The sequence below is a fragment of the Microlunatus phosphovorus NM-1 genome (assembly GCF_000270245.1).
GTDB classification, from domain to species: Bacteria; Actinomycetota; Actinomycetes; order Propionibacteriales; family Propionibacteriaceae; genus Microlunatus; species Microlunatus phosphovorus.
This window is the reverse complement of record NC_015635.1, coordinates 760,139-775,872: the sequence shown is the minus strand read 5'-3', so window position 1 is coordinate 775,872 and position 15,734 is coordinate 760,139. Positions and strand designations below refer to the sequence as shown.

Sequence of the window (15,734 nt, the reverse complement as noted above, 5' to 3'; positions counted from 1 at the left end):
ATCGCGATGAGCGACAGCTTCGTCAAGACACATCCGTCCGGTCCCGACGCCTACCTGGTCGAGGCCGCCGGGCTCGCCTGGCTCGCGGCGGCGGGGCCGACCGCGGCGCGGATCGTGGAGGTTCGCGAGGTGAACCCGGCGCGTCTCGTCCTGCAGCGGCTGACGCCTGCCGCGCCGGGGCGGCGGGCAGCGAGGGAGTTCGGCGTGGCACTCGCGGCCACACATGCCGCCGGCGCACCAACCTACGGCTGCCCACCGGATGGCTGGAGCGGTGACGGCTACATCGGCACCCAGCCGATGAGCTTGCGGCCCACCTCGACCTGGGGCCGGTTCTATGCCGAGCAGCGGCTGCTGCCGTACGCCGAGGCCGCGTACCGGATCGGCAATCTCAGCACCGCCGCGCGGCAGTTGATCGACCGGCTCGCCCAACGGCTCATGGACGGGGTGTACGACGATGACCGGCTACCGGCCCGGATCCACGGCGATCTGTGGGCCGGCAACGTGATCTTCACCGAGCGCGGCGTCGTGCTGATCGACCCGGCGGCCCACGGCGGCCACGGCCTCACCGATCTGGCGATGTTGCACCTGTTCGGGGCGCCGGAGCTACGCACGATCACCGACGCGTACGCCACCGCGGCCCGGCTGCCCAGCGGGTGGCGGGAGCTGATCGGCTTACACCAGCTCCATCCGCTGCTCGTCCATGCCGTGACGCACGGCTCCGGCTACGGGGCTGAGGCAGCTGCAGTCGCAGCCCGCTATCGCTGACACCCCAAAATGGGCCAAGCCGGCTGGAGACGTCATCGTCTCCAGCCGGCTCACCAGCGACCGGGTCCGCCCGTCACGGGCGGAGAGCTGACCTCAGGGGCGAGGCGCCTTCTTCTCGACGAAGCTCTTCACCTTCGCCAACTCCCGCTTGCCGTCGACCGAATGCGCGTAGGTGCGATCCCAGTTGATCGGCACCACGGTGATGTGATTCTTGTCGATGACCCAGACCTTGTCGGCATCCGGGCGGGTCACCTCACAGGTCGGCAGACCGCTGCACAGCTTGATGGCGACGGCGTAGCTGCCATCCGGCTGCCGCGTGTAGTAATGGAACGCAAACATCCCGTCGCTGATGCTCGCCCAGACCGCCTTCTTGGCCTTCTTGTCGTCATCGATGTTGGGGTAGTTCACGTTCAGGGCGAACTTGCTCTGCTTGAGCAGACCCTCGGACCGCAGCCCGATCAGGAATCGAGCGCCCCACTCGGCAGTCGCAGCGTAGTTGCTGTCCGGGAAGACGCCGGCGGCATTGCTCGCGGAGCTGAAGGCGACGGCCGGAATGTCATCCTCGATAGCTGCGATCGTGGCACCCACGGTGCCGGAGTCGGTGACGGAGTTGGCCACGTTGTTGCCGGAGTTGCTGCCACTCACGACGAGATCCGGCTCGCCCTCCCAGTTGGCCAGATCATGCAGTCCGCCGCGGGTGGCGAACTTGACGGTGTCGGAAGGCGTCGCGCCAGGGCTGGTGGCACTGCACGGGGCGATGTCGACACAAAGGCCGAAGACCAAGCCCTTGGATGGTGCGTCCTTGCAGTCGTTCACGTACTTCGCGCCGAGCTCCTTGGTGCCCACCTGCATGGTGCCGCTGTTGGTGACCGCGGTGCCACGACCGCTCTGCACCGACCAGGGCGCGATCACCACGACATCGGCGCCGACCGCGCAGAGCGCCTTGCGGATCTCGTACAGACCGCGGCCGTCGGACTGGTTCGGGCGCGCATCTTGCATGGAGTCGTCGTTGGTCAACAAGATCTTCAGTCCGCGCAGCGATTGGTGCTTGGAGGTGTGCGCGGTGGCACTGACCGCACCGCCGACCAGGGCGGCGGTCAGGATGAGTACGGCGGCGATTCTGGCGAATCGACGTCGATGGGGAGACAGCGGCACGTCATCGTCCTTACTGTTGGGCAGCTCAGGACTGCGATGGGGGATTTGGGTGTGACGTTATATCCCGGGCCCTCAGCGCTGCTGGCCGGCCCACTCCGCCGCAACCCGGTCGAGCGAGTCGTGGTCGAGACTCAGATTGAGGTTGGCCAGGGCGTTCATCGGGAAGTTCCCGATGACCTCGAGCAGCCCTTCCTGCATCCCTGCGCCCGGTTGGCCGGCAGCCACCTCTCGCTCCACCAGCTGACGGCCGGCAGGATCAGCCAGCCACTCTTGCAAGGTCGAGTCCCGGGTGAGCGGGGGCAGCAGCGTGGCGGCCTCGACAGTGACCGACTGGCTCAGCGCCAGGTCGCGAGAACTCGAACCCACGGAGATCTCGAAATCACCGGCCTCCACGACCCACCGCCGATACCGCGGCGACCAGTAGGAGAAGGCTCGCTGGTCCAACTCGATGCTGACCTGGACCGCGCCGCCTGCGGGGACAGCCACCTTGGCGAACCCCTTCAGCTCCTGGACCGGCCGGGCGACGGTGGAGACGACGTCCTGCACGTAGACCTGGACGACCTCCGAGCCGTCCACGTCCCCGGTGTTGGTGACGGTTACCTCGACGGTGGCGCCGAGCGTCTCGTCAGCCACCGACCCGCGCATCCTGACCTTGATATCGGACAGCTCGAAGCTGGTGTAGGACAGTCCGAAGCCGAACGGGAACGCGACATCCAGGTGCTGTCTGTCGTATCCGCGGTAGCCGATGAAGATCCCCTCGCCGTAGCGCACAGACTGCTCTTCGCCGGGGAAGTTCAGGTATGAGGAGTTGTCCTCCAGCCGGTTCGGAATCGTCTCGGCCAACCGGCCGGACGGGTTGACCGCGCCGGTCAGGACGTCGACGATGCCGCCACCGGCGGCTTGGCCACCCAGCCATGCCTCGGCCAGGGCCGACGCCCTGGGCAGCACATCGCCGAGGACGACCGTCGAGCCGTTGGCCAGCACCACGACCACATTCGGGTTGGCCTCGGCCACTGCCGCCAACGCCGTCAGCTGGTTATCCGGCAGGTTCAGGTGAGTCCGATCGAAGCCCTCGGACTCCTCGGCCGCCGGCAACCCGATCAGCATCACGACGATGTCGGCTGCGGCGGCCACCTGCTCCGCCTCGACCAACAGCACCGCATCGTTCGAGGTGTCACCGACCCCGTAGGCCGCCGCGAACGGCAGCTCGCCGTAGACGGTCTGCAACTCCTCCAGCACGGTGTCCAGCCGGGTCGGCACGACCTGCGAGGACCCCGCACCCTGATACCGCGGTGTCCGGGCGAACTCGCCGATCACGGCAATGTTCGCCTCGACCGTGAGCGGCAACAGGCCATCGTTCTTCAACAGCACCACCGACTCCGCCGCGGCCTGCCGGGCCAGGGCGTGGTGGGCATCGATGTCGAACGACTCGTCCAGTTCGAGAGCGTGCATGCCCTTGGCGACCAGCTCCAGGACGGTCCGCACCCGAGCGTCGAGCACGTCCACACTCAACTCTCCCGACTCGACCGCGGCAACGATCGCGGCCTCGCTACGTCCCTTGCTCGGGGGCATCTCGAGGTCGCAGCCGGCCTGGACGGCCGGCACCGGGTGATAGACCGCGCCCCAGTCAGAGACGACCAGCCCCTCGAAGCCGAACTCCTCGCGGAGCACCGTGTCGAGCAGCCAGGTGTTCTCCGAGGCCGAGGTGCCGTTCACCTTGTTGTAGGAGCACATGATCGTCCACGGCTGGGACTTCTCGACCACCCGTGCGAACGCGGGGAAGTAGATCTCCCGCAGCGTCCGCTCATCAACCTGGGAATCGCACCGGAGCCGGTCGGTCTCCTGATTGTTGGCGGCCCAGTGCTTGACCGAGGTGCCGACGCCACAGGACTGGATGCCGTCCACGATCCCGACCGCGAGTTCGCCGGCCAGGTACGGATCCTCCGAGAAGTACTCGAAATTTCGTCCGCACAACGGTGAGCGCTTCATGTTGATGCCCGAACCGAGGATCACCGACAGGTTGCAGGCACGAGCCTCTTGGGCCAGCGCCTGCCCGATGCGGTGCAGCAACTCGGGATTCCAGGCCGAGGCGATCGCCGAGGCCGTCGGGAAACACGTCGCCGGAAGCGAGCTGCCCAAGCCGACGTGGTCGCCGCCGCCGGGCGGCTGGGCCCGCAAGCCATGGGGTCCGTCGGACACCATGATCGCCGGGATACCGAGCCGCTCGACCGGCTGAGTGAACCAGAAGCCCGAGCCACTGACCAGACTCGCCTTCTCGGCGAGCGTGAGCTCGCCGAGAAGGCGGGGGATGTCGAGTCCGACAGCCACCTGCTATCTGACCTTCTTGATCGGGAAGATGACCGCGGCTCCGAGTAAGGCTGCGGCTCCGGCGACATACAGGGGTAGGCCGAAGTTCGGGTAGGTGCCGACGTAGACCAGAATGCCGGCGATCATCGGGGCAAAGGTCTGCGGGATCGCGTTGGCGATGTTGAACACACCCAGGTCCTTGCCCGAATCATCCGGGTTCGGCAGCACATCGACCACCAGCGCCAGGTCGACCCCGACATAGACACCGTAGGCGGCACCCATCACAGCCTCCAGGATGTAGTACTGCGAGACCGAGCCGATATGCACCAACGCCACCGTGCAGATCGCGAACGCTGCCGTCGAGGTCCACACGAAGATCTTCCGCTTGCCGAGCTTGTCCGACAGCTTCCCAGCCGCCCAGGCGGTCGCGACCAACGCGATCGTGTAGATCAACACGCTGGTTGAGATCACACTCGCGACCTGAGTCTCCGGCACCTCCAGGTGGATCTGGATGTAGAAGAACCGGAACGTGGTGAACACGAAACTGGCAAAGGTGATCAAGAACCGTGACCACCACGCCAACGCATAGTCCGGATACTTCGTCGGCGACACCCAGAACGTCTGCACCGTCTCCGCGAAGCTCATCTTCGGCGGCTTCACCGGCAACACCTTGTCCGGCAGGATCACCGCGAAGATCACCATCACCACGATCGCCAGCAGCGACGGGCCGACGAACATCACCAACATGTTCGTCTGGAACCACTCCGCCACATAGGTGCCGCCCAGGATGCCCACGTTCTGCGCGATGCCCAACGCCGCGGTGATGCTGCCACGCTGGAACTTCGGCACCTGATCAGCGATCGTGGCGATGAACGGCGCCAGCGTCATGTTCGCGCCCAACTGCGCCAACGCCCAGCCGACCGTCGCTGTCGCCAAGTTCGGCGCCAACGCCATGATCACGAACGCGACCGTCATGATGACCGTGCCCAGGACGATCCAGATCCGCCGCCGACCCCACTTCGACGTGGTCCGGTCCGACACTTTGCCGAACACCACGTTCGCCACCGTCGCGAAGAACGCGCCGACACCACCGAGCACCGCCGCCGCTGCGATCGCGCCGTCCTCCGGGATCGAGCCCCGATGCACCAGATCGTTGATCTTCAATCCGATGCCGACAATCGCCGGCCCCAGCAACGCGATGAAGAAGAACAGCTGGGCCGCGATCAACCAGCCCACATATTTGCCCGGCGCCTTCTCCGTCGGCTCACTGAACCAGTGATGCTCATGCGGATTCGTGATCGTCCCCGATCCGGATCCGTCCCCTGGGACGCTGCTCCCTGAGCTACTCATCCGACCAACCTCCTTTGGGTGGTTCTCAAGCTATTTTTAAGTGACCCGAGTCAGTGAACCGCATCAGGCCTCTCGCATAGGCTGCTGCTCTCAGGAACAGGTGTCAATCGACAGGCGGGGGGATTCCGAAAATGGAAGACTCTGAGACCCGCAGCAGCCGGGCTGCAGCTCCCCCGGCACCGGCACCGGCACTGACACCGAGCAAGGTGCCGGCACGCAAGGTGACGGCCAAGGATGTCGCGCGTGCGGCTGGTGTATCAGCGACGACCGTGAGCTACGTGCTGAACAACCGGGCACACCAATCCATCCCCGAAAGCACTCGTCGTCGAGTGCTGGAGGCCGCAGGACGGCTCGGCTACGCCCCGTCGGCCGCCGCCCGTGCGCTCGCGACCGGCCGGAGCAACCTGGTGCTCGGGCTGGTCTCCGACTGGCCGGTCGGCGACAACATGGGCCAGCTCTTTCGTCGGCTCACGCCGGCCTTCGCCGCGCGCGGCCATCCATTCGTGACCCACACCACCGACCCCGGTGACCACGGCGGCGCCGGCACCGACCTGTTGTGGCGATCGATCACGCCGGCCGCCGTGGTCGTGTTCGACGACATCGATGACGCTCAGCTGGCGGCGATGCACGCGGTCGGCATCCAGGCGACCGTTCTCGCGTTCACGGCAAGTGGCACTGGCCGTGGTGAGTTGGAGCGCGTCGATCGGGAGGTAGGACAGCTCCAGGTCCAGCATCTGGTCGCTCGCGGACACCGCCAGTTGGGCTACGCGTGGCCGGACGATCCACGACTGGAGGCCTTTGCCCGGCCCCGGCTGGCCGGTGTCGAGCTGGCCTGCCGGCAGGCTGACCTGCCGGCACCCGATGTCCGGACGGTCGCGGTCCGCGGAGATGATGCCCGAGCGGCGGTCGCCGCGTGGCGCGAGACCGCGCCTGCCGTCACCGGCGTGTGCGCCTACAACGATGCCACCGCATTCGCCATCCTGCGGGGGATGCGGCGGCTCGAGCTGTCCGCGCCCATCGATCTCGCGGTCATCGGGGTCGATGACGTGCCCACCTCGGCACTGGCCGAGCCACCTCTGACCACGGTGAACTATGACCGCAGCGAGCTGGCCGAACGACTGGCAACAGCGGTCGATTCCGCCATCACGACCGGCAGCTACACGTCAGCCGTCTTCGACGGTCTGGTCACGCTGATCGAGCGCTCGACCACCTGAGTGACCGGCACGATCAGCGGAGCGACCAGCCAGATTTCTCGATTCGAACCATCGGCTGACCTGCGCTATAGTTTCGCGGGCGCCCCGATGAGGAGTGCACACCAAGGCCCCGTGGCGCAGTTGGTTAGCGCGCCGCCCTGTCACGGCGGAGGTCGCGGGTTCGAGTCCCGTCGGGGTCGCGGAAGCGGTGATCGCATCGTGTGGTCACCGCTTTGGTGTCCGGTCTGTCCGCAGACCGGGGTTTGGCCAGGTAGCTCAGCTGGTAGCAGCGTTCGCCTGAAAAGTGAAAGGTCGCCGGTTCGACCCCGGCCCTGGCCACCCAAAAGCTCGTTGTTCAAACTGCCACCATGGCGGGTTTGAAGCGTAGATTCCGGTGTCTGCCCTTGGCGAGTCTGGGCGGGCTCGCGATAGGCCTGGATTGGACCTAGAGAAGTGATATATCAGCCTCGGCCCCTGCCCTAACTGGTGTGAGGTGAGTGTCGGCAGGCTGGTCGGGGCGGGTTTCTGTCAGCAGACTGGTGCCTCACCGCACGACTCGATCCCGCGGGGCCGATTCGGAGCTGGTATCGAGCGGCGACTCCAGACTGCTGCGCGGCTGAAGCAGCCAATACACGCCACTCGATTTCAGGCCCGCTACCGAGAGGCGACCTCTGGATGCTTCACGGCGCTTAAAGCAACCAATCCTCGCCTCTCAGCGAAGGAGGCGATATCGAGTGGCGACTTGTGGCTGCTTCGACGCGACAACCCGTCGGAATTTCCGACGGGGTTCGTACCGAAGGCGCCCGGGCGGGGCCGCTGGCCATGGGACGCCCTTCTACGACGGGGAAATCAGCGCGTGGAGCGGTCTCGGGGGTTTGAGAAGCACCCATGGAGGTCCATCACAGAACACCGGCCACATCGCCGATGTCGGCGGTGTGGCTATCGGCTGTCACTCGTCCTTCAGCGCCTTGAGCCTCGGAGTCGGAGCCCCGTCGCCGATGATGACGCCGGACTTGCCCAGCCCGGAATAGCGCACCGCGAGGTTGACCAGCGTCTGGATGCGGTTACGGCTGCCCAACAGGAACATGACATGCAGCGCGATCCAGCCGAGCCAGGCGACCAGCCCGGTCAGCTTCAGTCCGTTGGGCAGCTCTACCACCGCATCGGCCCGGCCGATGGTCGCCATCGTGCCCTTGTCGTAGTACTCGAACGGCTGCGTGGGCTGGCCCAGATGAATCCGGGCGATCTGCTCGGCAGCGTGCTTGCCGGTCTGCAGCGCCGGCTGCGCGAGCTGCGGCAACGGATTCTCGACGATGATGCTCGCGTCGCCGATCGCGAACACCCGGTCGTCGTTGATCGTGCGCAGATCGGGATGCACCTCGATCCGACCGCCCCTGCCGATCGGCAGCCCCCAGTCACGCAGCATCGGATAACCGGCGATGCCGGCGGCCCAGATGACCAGATCGCACGACATGGTCTGGCCATTGTCGAAGTCCACCCGATCGGGGTGCACCGCCGAGATCGCGGTCTTGAGCCGGACGTCGACGCCTCGCTTGACCAGCTCCCGCAGTGTGTAGCGGCGCAGCTTGTCGTCGAACGGGGCGAGCAGCACCGGACCCATCTCGACCAGGACGATGCGCACCAAGGCCGGGTTGAGCTCGGGCCAGACGTTCGGCACGGCGTGGCTCTTCAGCTCGGCCAGCTGACCGGCGATCTCCACACCGGTGGCACCGCCGCCGACCACCACGACGGTGAAGCCGCCGGTGTGCTCCTCCGACATGCCGGCGATGGTCTCGATCCCACCGAAGATCATGTCTCGCACCCGCAGCGCCTCGGCGCGGGTGTACATCGACATACTGTTCTCCGCCGCGCCGGGGATGCCGAAGTGATTGGTGGTGATGCCGTTCGCCACGACGAGATAGTCGTAGTCGATGTGCACCCCGTCCTCGCAGAGCACCTGGCGCTGCTCGTGGTCGATACCGATCGCGGTGGTCCGCCGGAAGTGAACGTTGTCGTAGCGGGCGCTGAAATAGCGCAGCGAATAGGTGACATCGCCGGGGTTCAGACCACCGGTGGCGACCTGATAGAGCAGCGGATGGAAGGTGTTGTACGGATGCCGGTCGATCAGCGTAACCCGGAATCCCTCCTTCGCGAGTGCTGTGGTGGCGGACAGCCCACCGAAGCCGCCGCCGATGACCACTACGTGAGGCATCTCAGTCACCGCCCCATTGAAGCAGTGCCTACCCTAACCGGGCAATGCGCCGACCGCGGGCGCGAGACTGGCACCCAGCACGTACGCACCGGACCAGCGGACCACCTCGTCGAGGGCCTGCTCACGGACGTCTCGGCGGGACAGGAACAAGTCGTGCAGACCGTCGGCGAATCTGACGATCGTCACGTGCCGGCCGAGCCTTGTGGCGCGACGGGCTATCTGCTCGACATCGAGCACCGCGTCCGCTGCATGCAGTCCCTGATGCCATTTGCGCGCGAAGTCCGACTTCGCCGACGTCATCACCAGCACCGGCACCTGCAGCCCCAGACCTGCAGCGACCTTCTGGTGGCCCTGCAGCACCGCACGCAGCCAGCCGACCCGAATGGCAGGTGACGGGCTGGTCTTCAGCTCGAGATCGTAGTCCCACTCCCCCTCCAGCGAGGCGTGGATCGTCCGGGCGTAGAAGCCGGTGTCCGGCAGCGGCAGCACAGTGGTCGGGCGATTCCCGCCGAGAGCATCGATCACCGGACCACCCAGTGCCCGCACCATCGCCGAGCCCTGGAGGTCCAGCCACGGGGAGTTGAGGATCACACCTCGGGCCTGTCCCGGATGAGCGGCTGCCCACAATGTCGCGGTGAGTCCGCCGGTGGAGTGACCCAGCAAGGTGATGTGCTCATGCTCAGCCGAGATGAGGTCCCAGGCTGCGCCGATCTCGGCGTCGTACTCGGTCAGGTCCGTGATGAAGCCCTTCAGCTGCCCCAGGCGCAGGCTGCGGCCGTAGCGTCGCAGGTCGAGGGCGTAGAACGCGAAGCCTGCAGCAGAGAGCGCGTCGGCCAGGTGGGCCTGGAAGAAGTAGTCGTTCCAACCGTGGAGGTAGAGCACCGCGTGCTCGGACAGCTCTCCCCCGGCCCGGCGAACCAGGGTCGCCACCATCTCGACATCGTCCGGCTCGCCTTGCGCCCGGGCAGCATCGGGCAGCGGGATCTCCAGTGCCTCATACCCCGGCAGGAGGTCGGCCTCCCAGCGGCTCCCTGGTCGCGCACTCATGAGACAAGAGTGCCGCGTGCTCGGGTCAGCGACCGCATCACGTGAGCTGCCTCACTTGATCAGCCTCACTTGATCAGGCGCCAGTTGACCGGGTACCTGTACTGCTCGCCCTTGTTGGTCGCGATCGCCGCCAGGATGCACAGCACCAGGGCCGCGATCCACAACAGCCCCATCAAGACCCCGCCGATGGTGGCAAGAAGCAAGATCGAACTGATCAACTGCGCGATCCCGTAGAGGATCGAGAAGTTGAGCGCCTCGGCCGTCGCCGCCCGCAGCCACGGATCGCGATCCTTGAACAGCAGGTACGTGATCAGCGGCCCCACGAAGCCGAAGAACGGGATCGAGATGTTGGTCAGGGTCGCCCACATCCGCTCGTCGCTGGGCGACAGCGGCCCCTGCGGCGGGTAGGCCTGCGGCGGGTACGGCTGTTGGGGCTGTTGCGGATAGCCCTGTTGCGGGTAGGGCTGTTGCGGATAGCCCTGTTGCGAGTAGGCCTGTGGTGGGTAGCTCTGTGGCGGGTACGGCTGCTGCGGAGGCTGGTCGGGTTGACCCGGCTGCTGGCCGTAGCCGCCCGGCGGCGGATAACCCTGCTGACCGTAGCCGGGCTGACCACCACCGGGTCCGGCAGGTGATTGCCCGTACGGGTGGTTCTCGGGGTCGGGTGCCGAGGGAGGGAACTGACTCATGCCAACAAGGCTATGCGCCGCCGAAAGGCAGACCGAGTGTGGCCCGAGGTCAGATCGCACCGAGCGGCTACAAAGCTCCGCGGGCTCAACTGAGCGTGACCGGATTATCCCGACTTACGCAGGTCGTACTGGTCGAACCCGTCGTCATCGTCGTCGTCATCGTTGTAGCGAGCGGCGAGATCCTCGTAACCCGACGGGATCTCATCGTCCTCGTACGCCGAGGGGATGTGGTGCCCATAATCCGCTCCGCGGAGCTCTCGCTCCAGGGAGCTGAAATCGGTGTCCACGGAGCGGTACTTCAGCTCTCGGGCCACCTTGGTCTGCTTTGCCTTCGCACGGCCGCGCCCCATGTCGGGTCGACCCCCTCGCACTTGTCGTCTGCCGCTGGCTCAGGCCACGGCGCAGGATGAATGAACAGTCGTAAGGCAAAGGCTACCCAATGCGAGCAATGCTGCAAGTTGCCACCCTGAGATTGAGAGGGGTCAGGCAGGTGCGTGATTGCCCTCGAGTACGACCCGCTCGCCGTCGCCCAGGGGCACTGCCTCGGCCGCTCCGCAGATCCAGGCCGGCAGCCCACGGTCGGCGAGGGCGGCCAACGCGGCATCGACGGCGTCCGGGGCCACCAGGGCGACCATGCCGACGCCCATGTTGAGGGTGGCCTCCAGGTCCGGCTGCGAGACCCTGCCGACCTGCTGCACGACGTCGAAGATCGGCGGTGGCGCCCAGGTCCCGCGGTCGATCCGCACCCGGATCGAGTCCGGCACGACCCGGGCCAGGTTGTTGGCCAGTCCACCGCCCGTCACGTGACTCATCGCGTGCACCTCGGCCTCGGCGAGCAGCCTCAGGCAGTCACCGCTGTAGATCCGGGTCGGCACCAGCAGTTCCTCGCCCAGGGTGCGACCCAACTCCGGAACATCACGATCCAGCGCCCAACCGGCCTGGGTGAAGAACACATGGCGGGCCAGCGAGTAGCCGTTGGAGTGCAGACCGGACGACGCCATCGCGATCGCGATATCGCCCGGCTGCACGCGGTCCGGGCCCAAGATGGCGTCCCGTTCCACCACGCCGGTGGCGGCCCCGGCCACGTCGTACTCGTCGGGCTCCAGCAGTCCGGGGTGTTCGGCGGTCTCCCCACCGACCAGCGCGCAGCCGGCCTGCACACACGCCTCGGCGATGCCCTTGACGATGGCGGCGATCCGCTCCGGTACGACCTTGCCGGTCGCGATGTAGTCGGTCATGAACAGCGGCTCGGCGCCGCAGACCACCAGGTCGTCGACGACCATGCCGACCAGGTCGAAGCCGATCGTGTCGTGGACGTCCATCGCCTGGGCGATGGCGACCTTGGTGCCGACGCCGTCGGTCGAGGTGGCGAGCACCGGATGCCTCAGCCGGGCCAGCGGTGCGGCGTCGAAGAGTCCCGCGAAGCCGCCCAGCCCACCGAGCACCTCAGGCCGGCGCGTCTTGCCGACCCACTCCTTCATCAGCTCGACGGCCCGGTCCCCGGCCTCGATATCCACCCCAGCCTGCGCGTACGCCGACTGCTCGGTGGCACTAGTTCCGGTCACAAGCGGAGCCTCTCAGGAGTGCGGGGACGTTGCTGGCATCACGGCCGGGAGAGGGCATCCGCGGCTCCCACTCCTGCGGCCGACGTGGCCAGTCCGTCGACATCGGTACGCGACTCGTCCTCCAGCACATGCTTGCCGAGCCGCTCGGCCAGCGGCAGCTCGACCGGATAGACGCCGTCGAAACAGGCCCGGCAGAGCCGGTCCATGCCGACTTCGGTCGCAGCTACCAGGCCTTCCAGGCTGACGTAGCTGAGCGAGTCGGCCCCGATGGAGCGGCAGATCTCGTCCACCGACAAGCCGTTGGCGATCAGCTCCGCCCGGCTCGCGAAGTCGATCCCGTAGAAGCAGGGCCACTTCACCGGCGGGGAGGAGATCCGGACGTGCACCTCGAGGGCTCCGGCCTCGCGCAGCATCCGCACCAGCGCCCGCTGGGTGTTGCCACGGACGATCGAGTCGTCGACCACCACCAGCCGCTTGCCGGCGATCACGTCGCGCAGCGGGTTCAGCTTCAGCCGGATGCCCAGCTGGCGGATGGTCTGGCTGGGCTGGATGAAGGTCCGGCCCACATAGGAGTTCTTCACCAGGCCCTGGCCGTACGGGATCCCGGACTCCTCGGCGTAACCGATCGCCGCCGGCGTACCGGACTCCGGCACCGGAATCACCAGGTCGGCCTCGACCGGGTACTCACGCGCCAGGATGCGACCGACCTCGACCCGCACCGAATGCAGTCGTCGGCCGTTGATCATCGTGTCCGGCCGGGCCAGATAGACGTACTCGAACAGGCAGCCCTTGGGGTCCGGCTCGGCGAACCTGCTGCTGCGCAGTCCGGCGCCGTCGATGCAGATCAGCTCCCCCGGCGCGACCTCACGCACGTACGACGCGCCGACGATGTCGAGGGCCGCGGTCTCGCTGGCCACCACCCAGCCACGCTCGAGCCGACCGAGGACGAGCGGCCGGATGCCCTGCGGGTCGCGGGCCGCGTACAGCGTCTCCTCGTCCATGTACACCAGGCTGAACGCACCCTTGAGGTGCGGCAGCACCTCCAGCGATGCCTGCTCGATGGTCAGACCCGGATAGGTCGCCAGCAGCGCGGTGACCAGCGAGGTGTCGTTGGTCGCCTCGTTCGAAAGAGCACCCGGCACCAGAGAGTCATCCGGCACGTCCCGCTCCGCCAGCCAGGCCTGCAGTTCCAAGGTGTTGGTCAGGTTGCCGTTGTGACCCAGCGCGATCGCACCGGTGGCGGTCGGCCGGAAGGTGGGCTGGGCGTTCTTCCACACACTCGCGCCGGTGGTCGAGTAGCGCGCGTGCCCGATCGCGAGGTGGCCGCGGAGCGAGTTCAGGGTGGACTCGTCGAACACCTGGGAGACCAGGCCCATGTCCTTGAAGACCATGATCTGGGATCCGTTGCTGACCGCGATCCCGGCGGCCTCCTGGCCGCGGTGCTGCAGTGCGTAGAGCCCGAAGTAGGTGAGCTTGGCTACCTCTTCCCCGGGGGCCCAGACGCCGAAGACTCCACATGCGTCCTGGGGCCCGCGCTCATGGGGGTCGAGGTCGTGGTTGAGGCGACCGTCAGCGCGTGGCACTGCCTCATGCTACCGCCTCTGTGGTAGGGCGCGGTCCCGACGACAACACCGCGCGGCGCGAACAGTGAGTGACGAATTTCGCCGCTCTCGGCGGTTAAGGTCGCATCCATGGCTTCGAGGTCCGCATCCGCTGATTCGTCGGTATGGCAGCGGCGGCTACGCCAGCTACGGAGCGAGCTGGGTGATTTCGGCATCCGCAACGTGATCAACCTCGGTGCTGTCGTTGCCGTGTGTCTGCTGGTCGCCTCCTCGTCAGCCGTGCTCGGCGTCGTCGGGGCCTTGGCCGGACTGGCCGCCCTGATCGGGATTCTCGCGCGGCGCTGGTCTGACTTCTTCCCGAAGCCGAAGACGGCTCTGCTCGGCTATTTCGTCAGCGTCCGGCTGCTGCTGGTGGTGGCGATCGGCGGCGCCTACCTGCACCGACGCTCGGCCGCGAGCGCGGTCGAGGCAGGGCTCGCCTGGCTGGCGCTGGCGGTCTTGTTGCTGTTGGTGATGGCCGAGCCCTTGATCAAGACCCTGCTCAGCACCACCAAGATCGTGGTCCGCAACCTGCCCGGGGTTCAGCCGGTGCCCAAGTCCCCGTTCTCACCGGGCTGGATCACCGCCGGCAACGTGCTCGCGATCGTGGTTGCCGCGCTCTTGGTGGCCGTCGCAGCACCGGGTTGGTCGCTGCTCCTGCCGTCGCTGGTCACGGTGCCGCTCAGCCTGCTCGCGATCCGCTACGGGCTGCGGGCGAACGCCGCCAGCCGCCGGATCGAACGCGACACCCCGGCCGCGCTGCGGAAGTATCAGCCGGCGTTCGTCGTCTACTACGCCACCACCGTGGGCGTGCGCTATCAGCTCGGGATGTGGCTGCCCTACCTGGAGCGGCTGAACAAGCCGTACGTCGTCATCACCCGCAACCCGGCGACGGTCGGCGAGATCGCCAAGCTGACCAAGTCACCCATCCTGGTGCCGCGGACCGACAAGAAGATGTCCGACCACCTGGACTCCATGGTGGTGCCCTCGATGAAGGCGGCCTTCTACGTCCAGGGCAGCGCCGCGAATTCGACCTTCCAGCGCTATCCGATGACCCATGTCTGGCTGAACCACGGGGACTCCGACAAACAGGCCAACTACAACCCGCGGCACGCCACGTACTCCAAGCTGTTCGTCTCCGGCCAGCAGGGCGTGGACCGGTATGCCGCGCACGGGATCGAGGTGCCGCCCGGTCGCTTCGAGATCGTCGGGCGCCCGCAGGTCGAAGCCATCGAGGTACGCGATGAGCCGCTGCCGCCGGAGTCGGCCCGCACCGTGCTTTATGCACCCACCTGGAAGGGCGGCCGGCCGAGCACCAACTACAGTTCGCTGCCCAACGGGCTGACCATCATCAAGGCCGTGCTGGATCGCGGCTCGACCGTGGTCTTCCGGCCACACCCGCTGAGCTACAACGACCGCACCGACGCGGGTCGGATCAAGGCGATCCATGACCTTCTGGCTGCCGACAAGGCGGCCAGCGGGCGACAGCATGTGTGGGGCAAGCAGGCTGAGAAGGACTGGGATGTGCCGGCCTGTTTCAACGCGTCGGATGCCTTGATCACCGACGTCTCTTCGATCGCCTCGGACTACCTCGCCTCCGGCAAGCCGTTCGCCATGTGCGCGGTGCTGAACAGCGGTCAGGAGTTCGTCACGAACTTCCCGATGGCCCAGGTCGCGTACGTGATCGAGCCGGATCTCTCCACTCTCGACGCCGCCCTGGACCACCTGCACGGTGACGACCCACTCGCCGAAAGGCGACGGGCCTACCGCACCTACTGTCTGGGCGAGACGGTCGGCCCGCACGCGGCAGCTGAGTTCCTCCGGGTCGCTGGTGCACTGACCAGCTGACCCGG

12 protein-coding genes and 2 tRNA genes are annotated in these 15,734 nt (G+C 66.8%); 5 read left to right on the top strand and 9 right to left on the bottom strand.

What is annotated here, in order from left to right; all coding sequences use genetic code 11:
- The first annotated feature begins 6 nt into the window (after positions 1–6).
- Positions 7–765 (top strand): fructosamine kinase family protein, encoded by a 759-nt coding sequence (locus tag MLP_RS03370; protein WP_013861603.1) that lies wholly within the window; start codon positions 7–9, stop codon positions 763–765.
- Positions 766–858: 93 nt separating this feature from the next.
- Here MLP_RS03370 and surE read toward each other — a convergent pair whose 3' ends face one another.
- The 3 genes from surE to MLP_RS03355 all read right to left on the bottom strand — a co-directional run bounded on the left by surE (position 859) and on the right by MLP_RS03355 (position 5,577).
- On the bottom strand, positions 859–1,920 hold the full coding sequence (gene surE, locus MLP_RS25980; protein ID WP_013861602.1) for a 5'/3'-nucleotidase SurE: 1,062 nt from the start codon (positions 1,918–1,920) through the stop codon (positions 859–861).
- A 72-nt stretch (positions 1,921–1,992) separates the two neighbouring features.
- The gene (locus tag MLP_RS03360; protein WP_013861601.1) at positions 1,993–4,248 is read right to left on the bottom strand and encodes a glycoside hydrolase family 3 C-terminal domain-containing protein; all 2,256 of its coding nucleotides are present in this window, start codon (positions 4,246–4,248) and stop codon (positions 1,993–1,995) included.
- Positions 4,249–4,251: 3 nt separating this feature from the next.
- Positions 4,252–5,577 carry an MFS transporter gene (locus MLP_RS03355; protein ID WP_013861600.1) on the bottom strand — a complete coding sequence of 442 codons (1,326 nt, stop codon included), beginning with the start codon at positions 5,575–5,577 and terminating at the stop codon, positions 4,252–4,254.
- A 131-nt stretch (positions 5,578–5,708) separates the two neighbouring features.
- On the opposite strand from MLP_RS03355, the gene MLP_RS03350 reads away from it, so the two are divergent.
- The 3 genes from MLP_RS03350 (at position 5,709) to MLP_RS03340 (ending at position 7,109) form a co-directional block, all read left to right on the top strand.
- Positions 5,709–6,791, top strand: a complete 1,083-nt coding sequence (locus MLP_RS03350) for a LacI family DNA-binding transcriptional regulator (protein ID WP_013861599.1) — start codon at positions 5,709–5,711, stop codon at positions 6,789–6,791.
- A 105-nt stretch (positions 6,792–6,896) separates the two neighbouring features.
- Positions 6,897–6,970: transfer RNA gene (locus MLP_RS03345), tRNA-Asp, on the top strand.
- A 65-nt stretch (positions 6,971–7,035) separates the two neighbouring features.
- Positions 7,036–7,109 (top strand) — tRNA-Phe (locus tag MLP_RS03340).
- A gap of 610 nt (positions 7,110–7,719) precedes the next feature.
- Here MLP_RS03340 and MLP_RS03335 read toward each other — a convergent pair.
- The 6 genes from MLP_RS03335 to purF form a co-directional block, all read right to left on the bottom strand.
- On the bottom strand, positions 7,720–8,982 hold the full coding sequence (locus MLP_RS03335; protein ID WP_156821334.1) for an NAD(P)/FAD-dependent oxidoreductase: 1,263 nt from the start codon (positions 8,980–8,982) through the stop codon (positions 7,720–7,722).
- Between the two features lie 33 nt (positions 8,983–9,015).
- Positions 9,016–10,029, bottom strand: coding sequence for an alpha/beta hydrolase (locus tag MLP_RS03330; RefSeq protein WP_013861597.1), 1,014 nt, complete (start codon positions 10,027–10,029; stop codon positions 9,016–9,018).
- Between the two features lie 65 nt (positions 10,030–10,094).
- Positions 10,095–10,715: a DUF4870 domain-containing protein gene (locus MLP_RS03325; protein ID WP_013861596.1), complete on the bottom strand. Its 621-nt coding sequence runs from the start codon at positions 10,713–10,715 to the stop codon at positions 10,095–10,097.
- 104 nt (positions 10,716–10,819) lie between these two features.
- Positions 10,820–11,065, bottom strand: a complete 246-nt coding sequence (locus tag MLP_RS03320) for a DUF3073 domain-containing protein (RefSeq protein ID WP_013861595.1) — start codon at positions 11,063–11,065, stop codon at positions 10,820–10,822.
- Between the two features lie 132 nt (positions 11,066–11,197).
- Positions 11,198–12,280: a phosphoribosylformylglycinamidine cyclo-ligase gene (purM, locus tag MLP_RS03315; protein WP_013861594.1), complete on the bottom strand. Its 1,083-nt coding sequence runs from the start codon at positions 12,278–12,280 to the stop codon at positions 11,198–11,200.
- A 38-nt stretch (positions 12,281–12,318) separates the two neighbouring features.
- Complete coding sequence (gene purF, locus MLP_RS03310; protein ID WP_013861593.1) at positions 12,319–13,863, bottom strand: amidophosphoribosyltransferase; 1,545 nt, start codon at positions 13,861–13,863, stop codon at positions 12,319–12,321.
- Between the two features lie 108 nt (positions 13,864–13,971).
- On the opposite strand from purF, the gene MLP_RS03305 reads away from it, so the two are divergent.
- Positions 13,972–15,729 (top strand): CDP-glycerol glycerophosphotransferase family protein, encoded by a 1,758-nt coding sequence (locus tag MLP_RS03305; RefSeq protein ID WP_013861592.1) that lies wholly within the window; start codon positions 13,972–13,974, stop codon positions 15,727–15,729.
- Positions 15,730–15,734 lie beyond the last annotated feature (5 nt).

Excerpts from the sequence above, each read along its gene's own strand:
- MLP_RS03305 (WP_013861592.1), top strand. The coding sequence starts at position 13,972 with ATGGCTTCGAGGTCCGCATCCGCTGATTCGTCGGTATGGCAGCGGCGG.
- MLP_RS03355 (WP_013861600.1), bottom strand. The coding sequence starts at position 5,577 with ATGAGTAGCTCAGGGAGCAGCGTCCCAGGGGACGGATCCGGATCGGGG.
- MLP_RS03325 (WP_013861596.1), bottom strand. The coding sequence starts at position 10,715 with ATGAGTCAGTTCCCTCCCTCGGCACCCGACCCCGAGAACCACCCGTAC.
- MLP_RS03370 (WP_013861603.1), top strand. The coding sequence starts at position 7 with ATGAGCGACAGCTTCGTCAAGACACATCCGTCCGGTCCCGACGCCTAC.
- MLP_RS03320 (WP_013861595.1), bottom strand. The coding sequence starts at position 11,065 with ATGGGGCGCGGCCGTGCGAAGGCAAAGCAGACCAAGGTGGCCCGAGAG.
- MLP_RS03330 (WP_013861597.1), bottom strand. The coding sequence starts at position 10,029 with ATGAGTGCGCGACCAGGGAGCCGCTGGGAGGCCGACCTCCTGCCGGGG.
- MLP_RS03335 (WP_156821334.1), bottom strand. The coding sequence starts at position 8,982 with ATGCCTCACGTAGTGGTCATCGGCGGCGGCTTCGGTGGGCTGTCCGCC.
- MLP_RS03350 (WP_013861599.1), top strand. The coding sequence starts at position 5,709 with ATGGAAGACTCTGAGACCCGCAGCAGCCGGGCTGCAGCTCCCCCGGCA.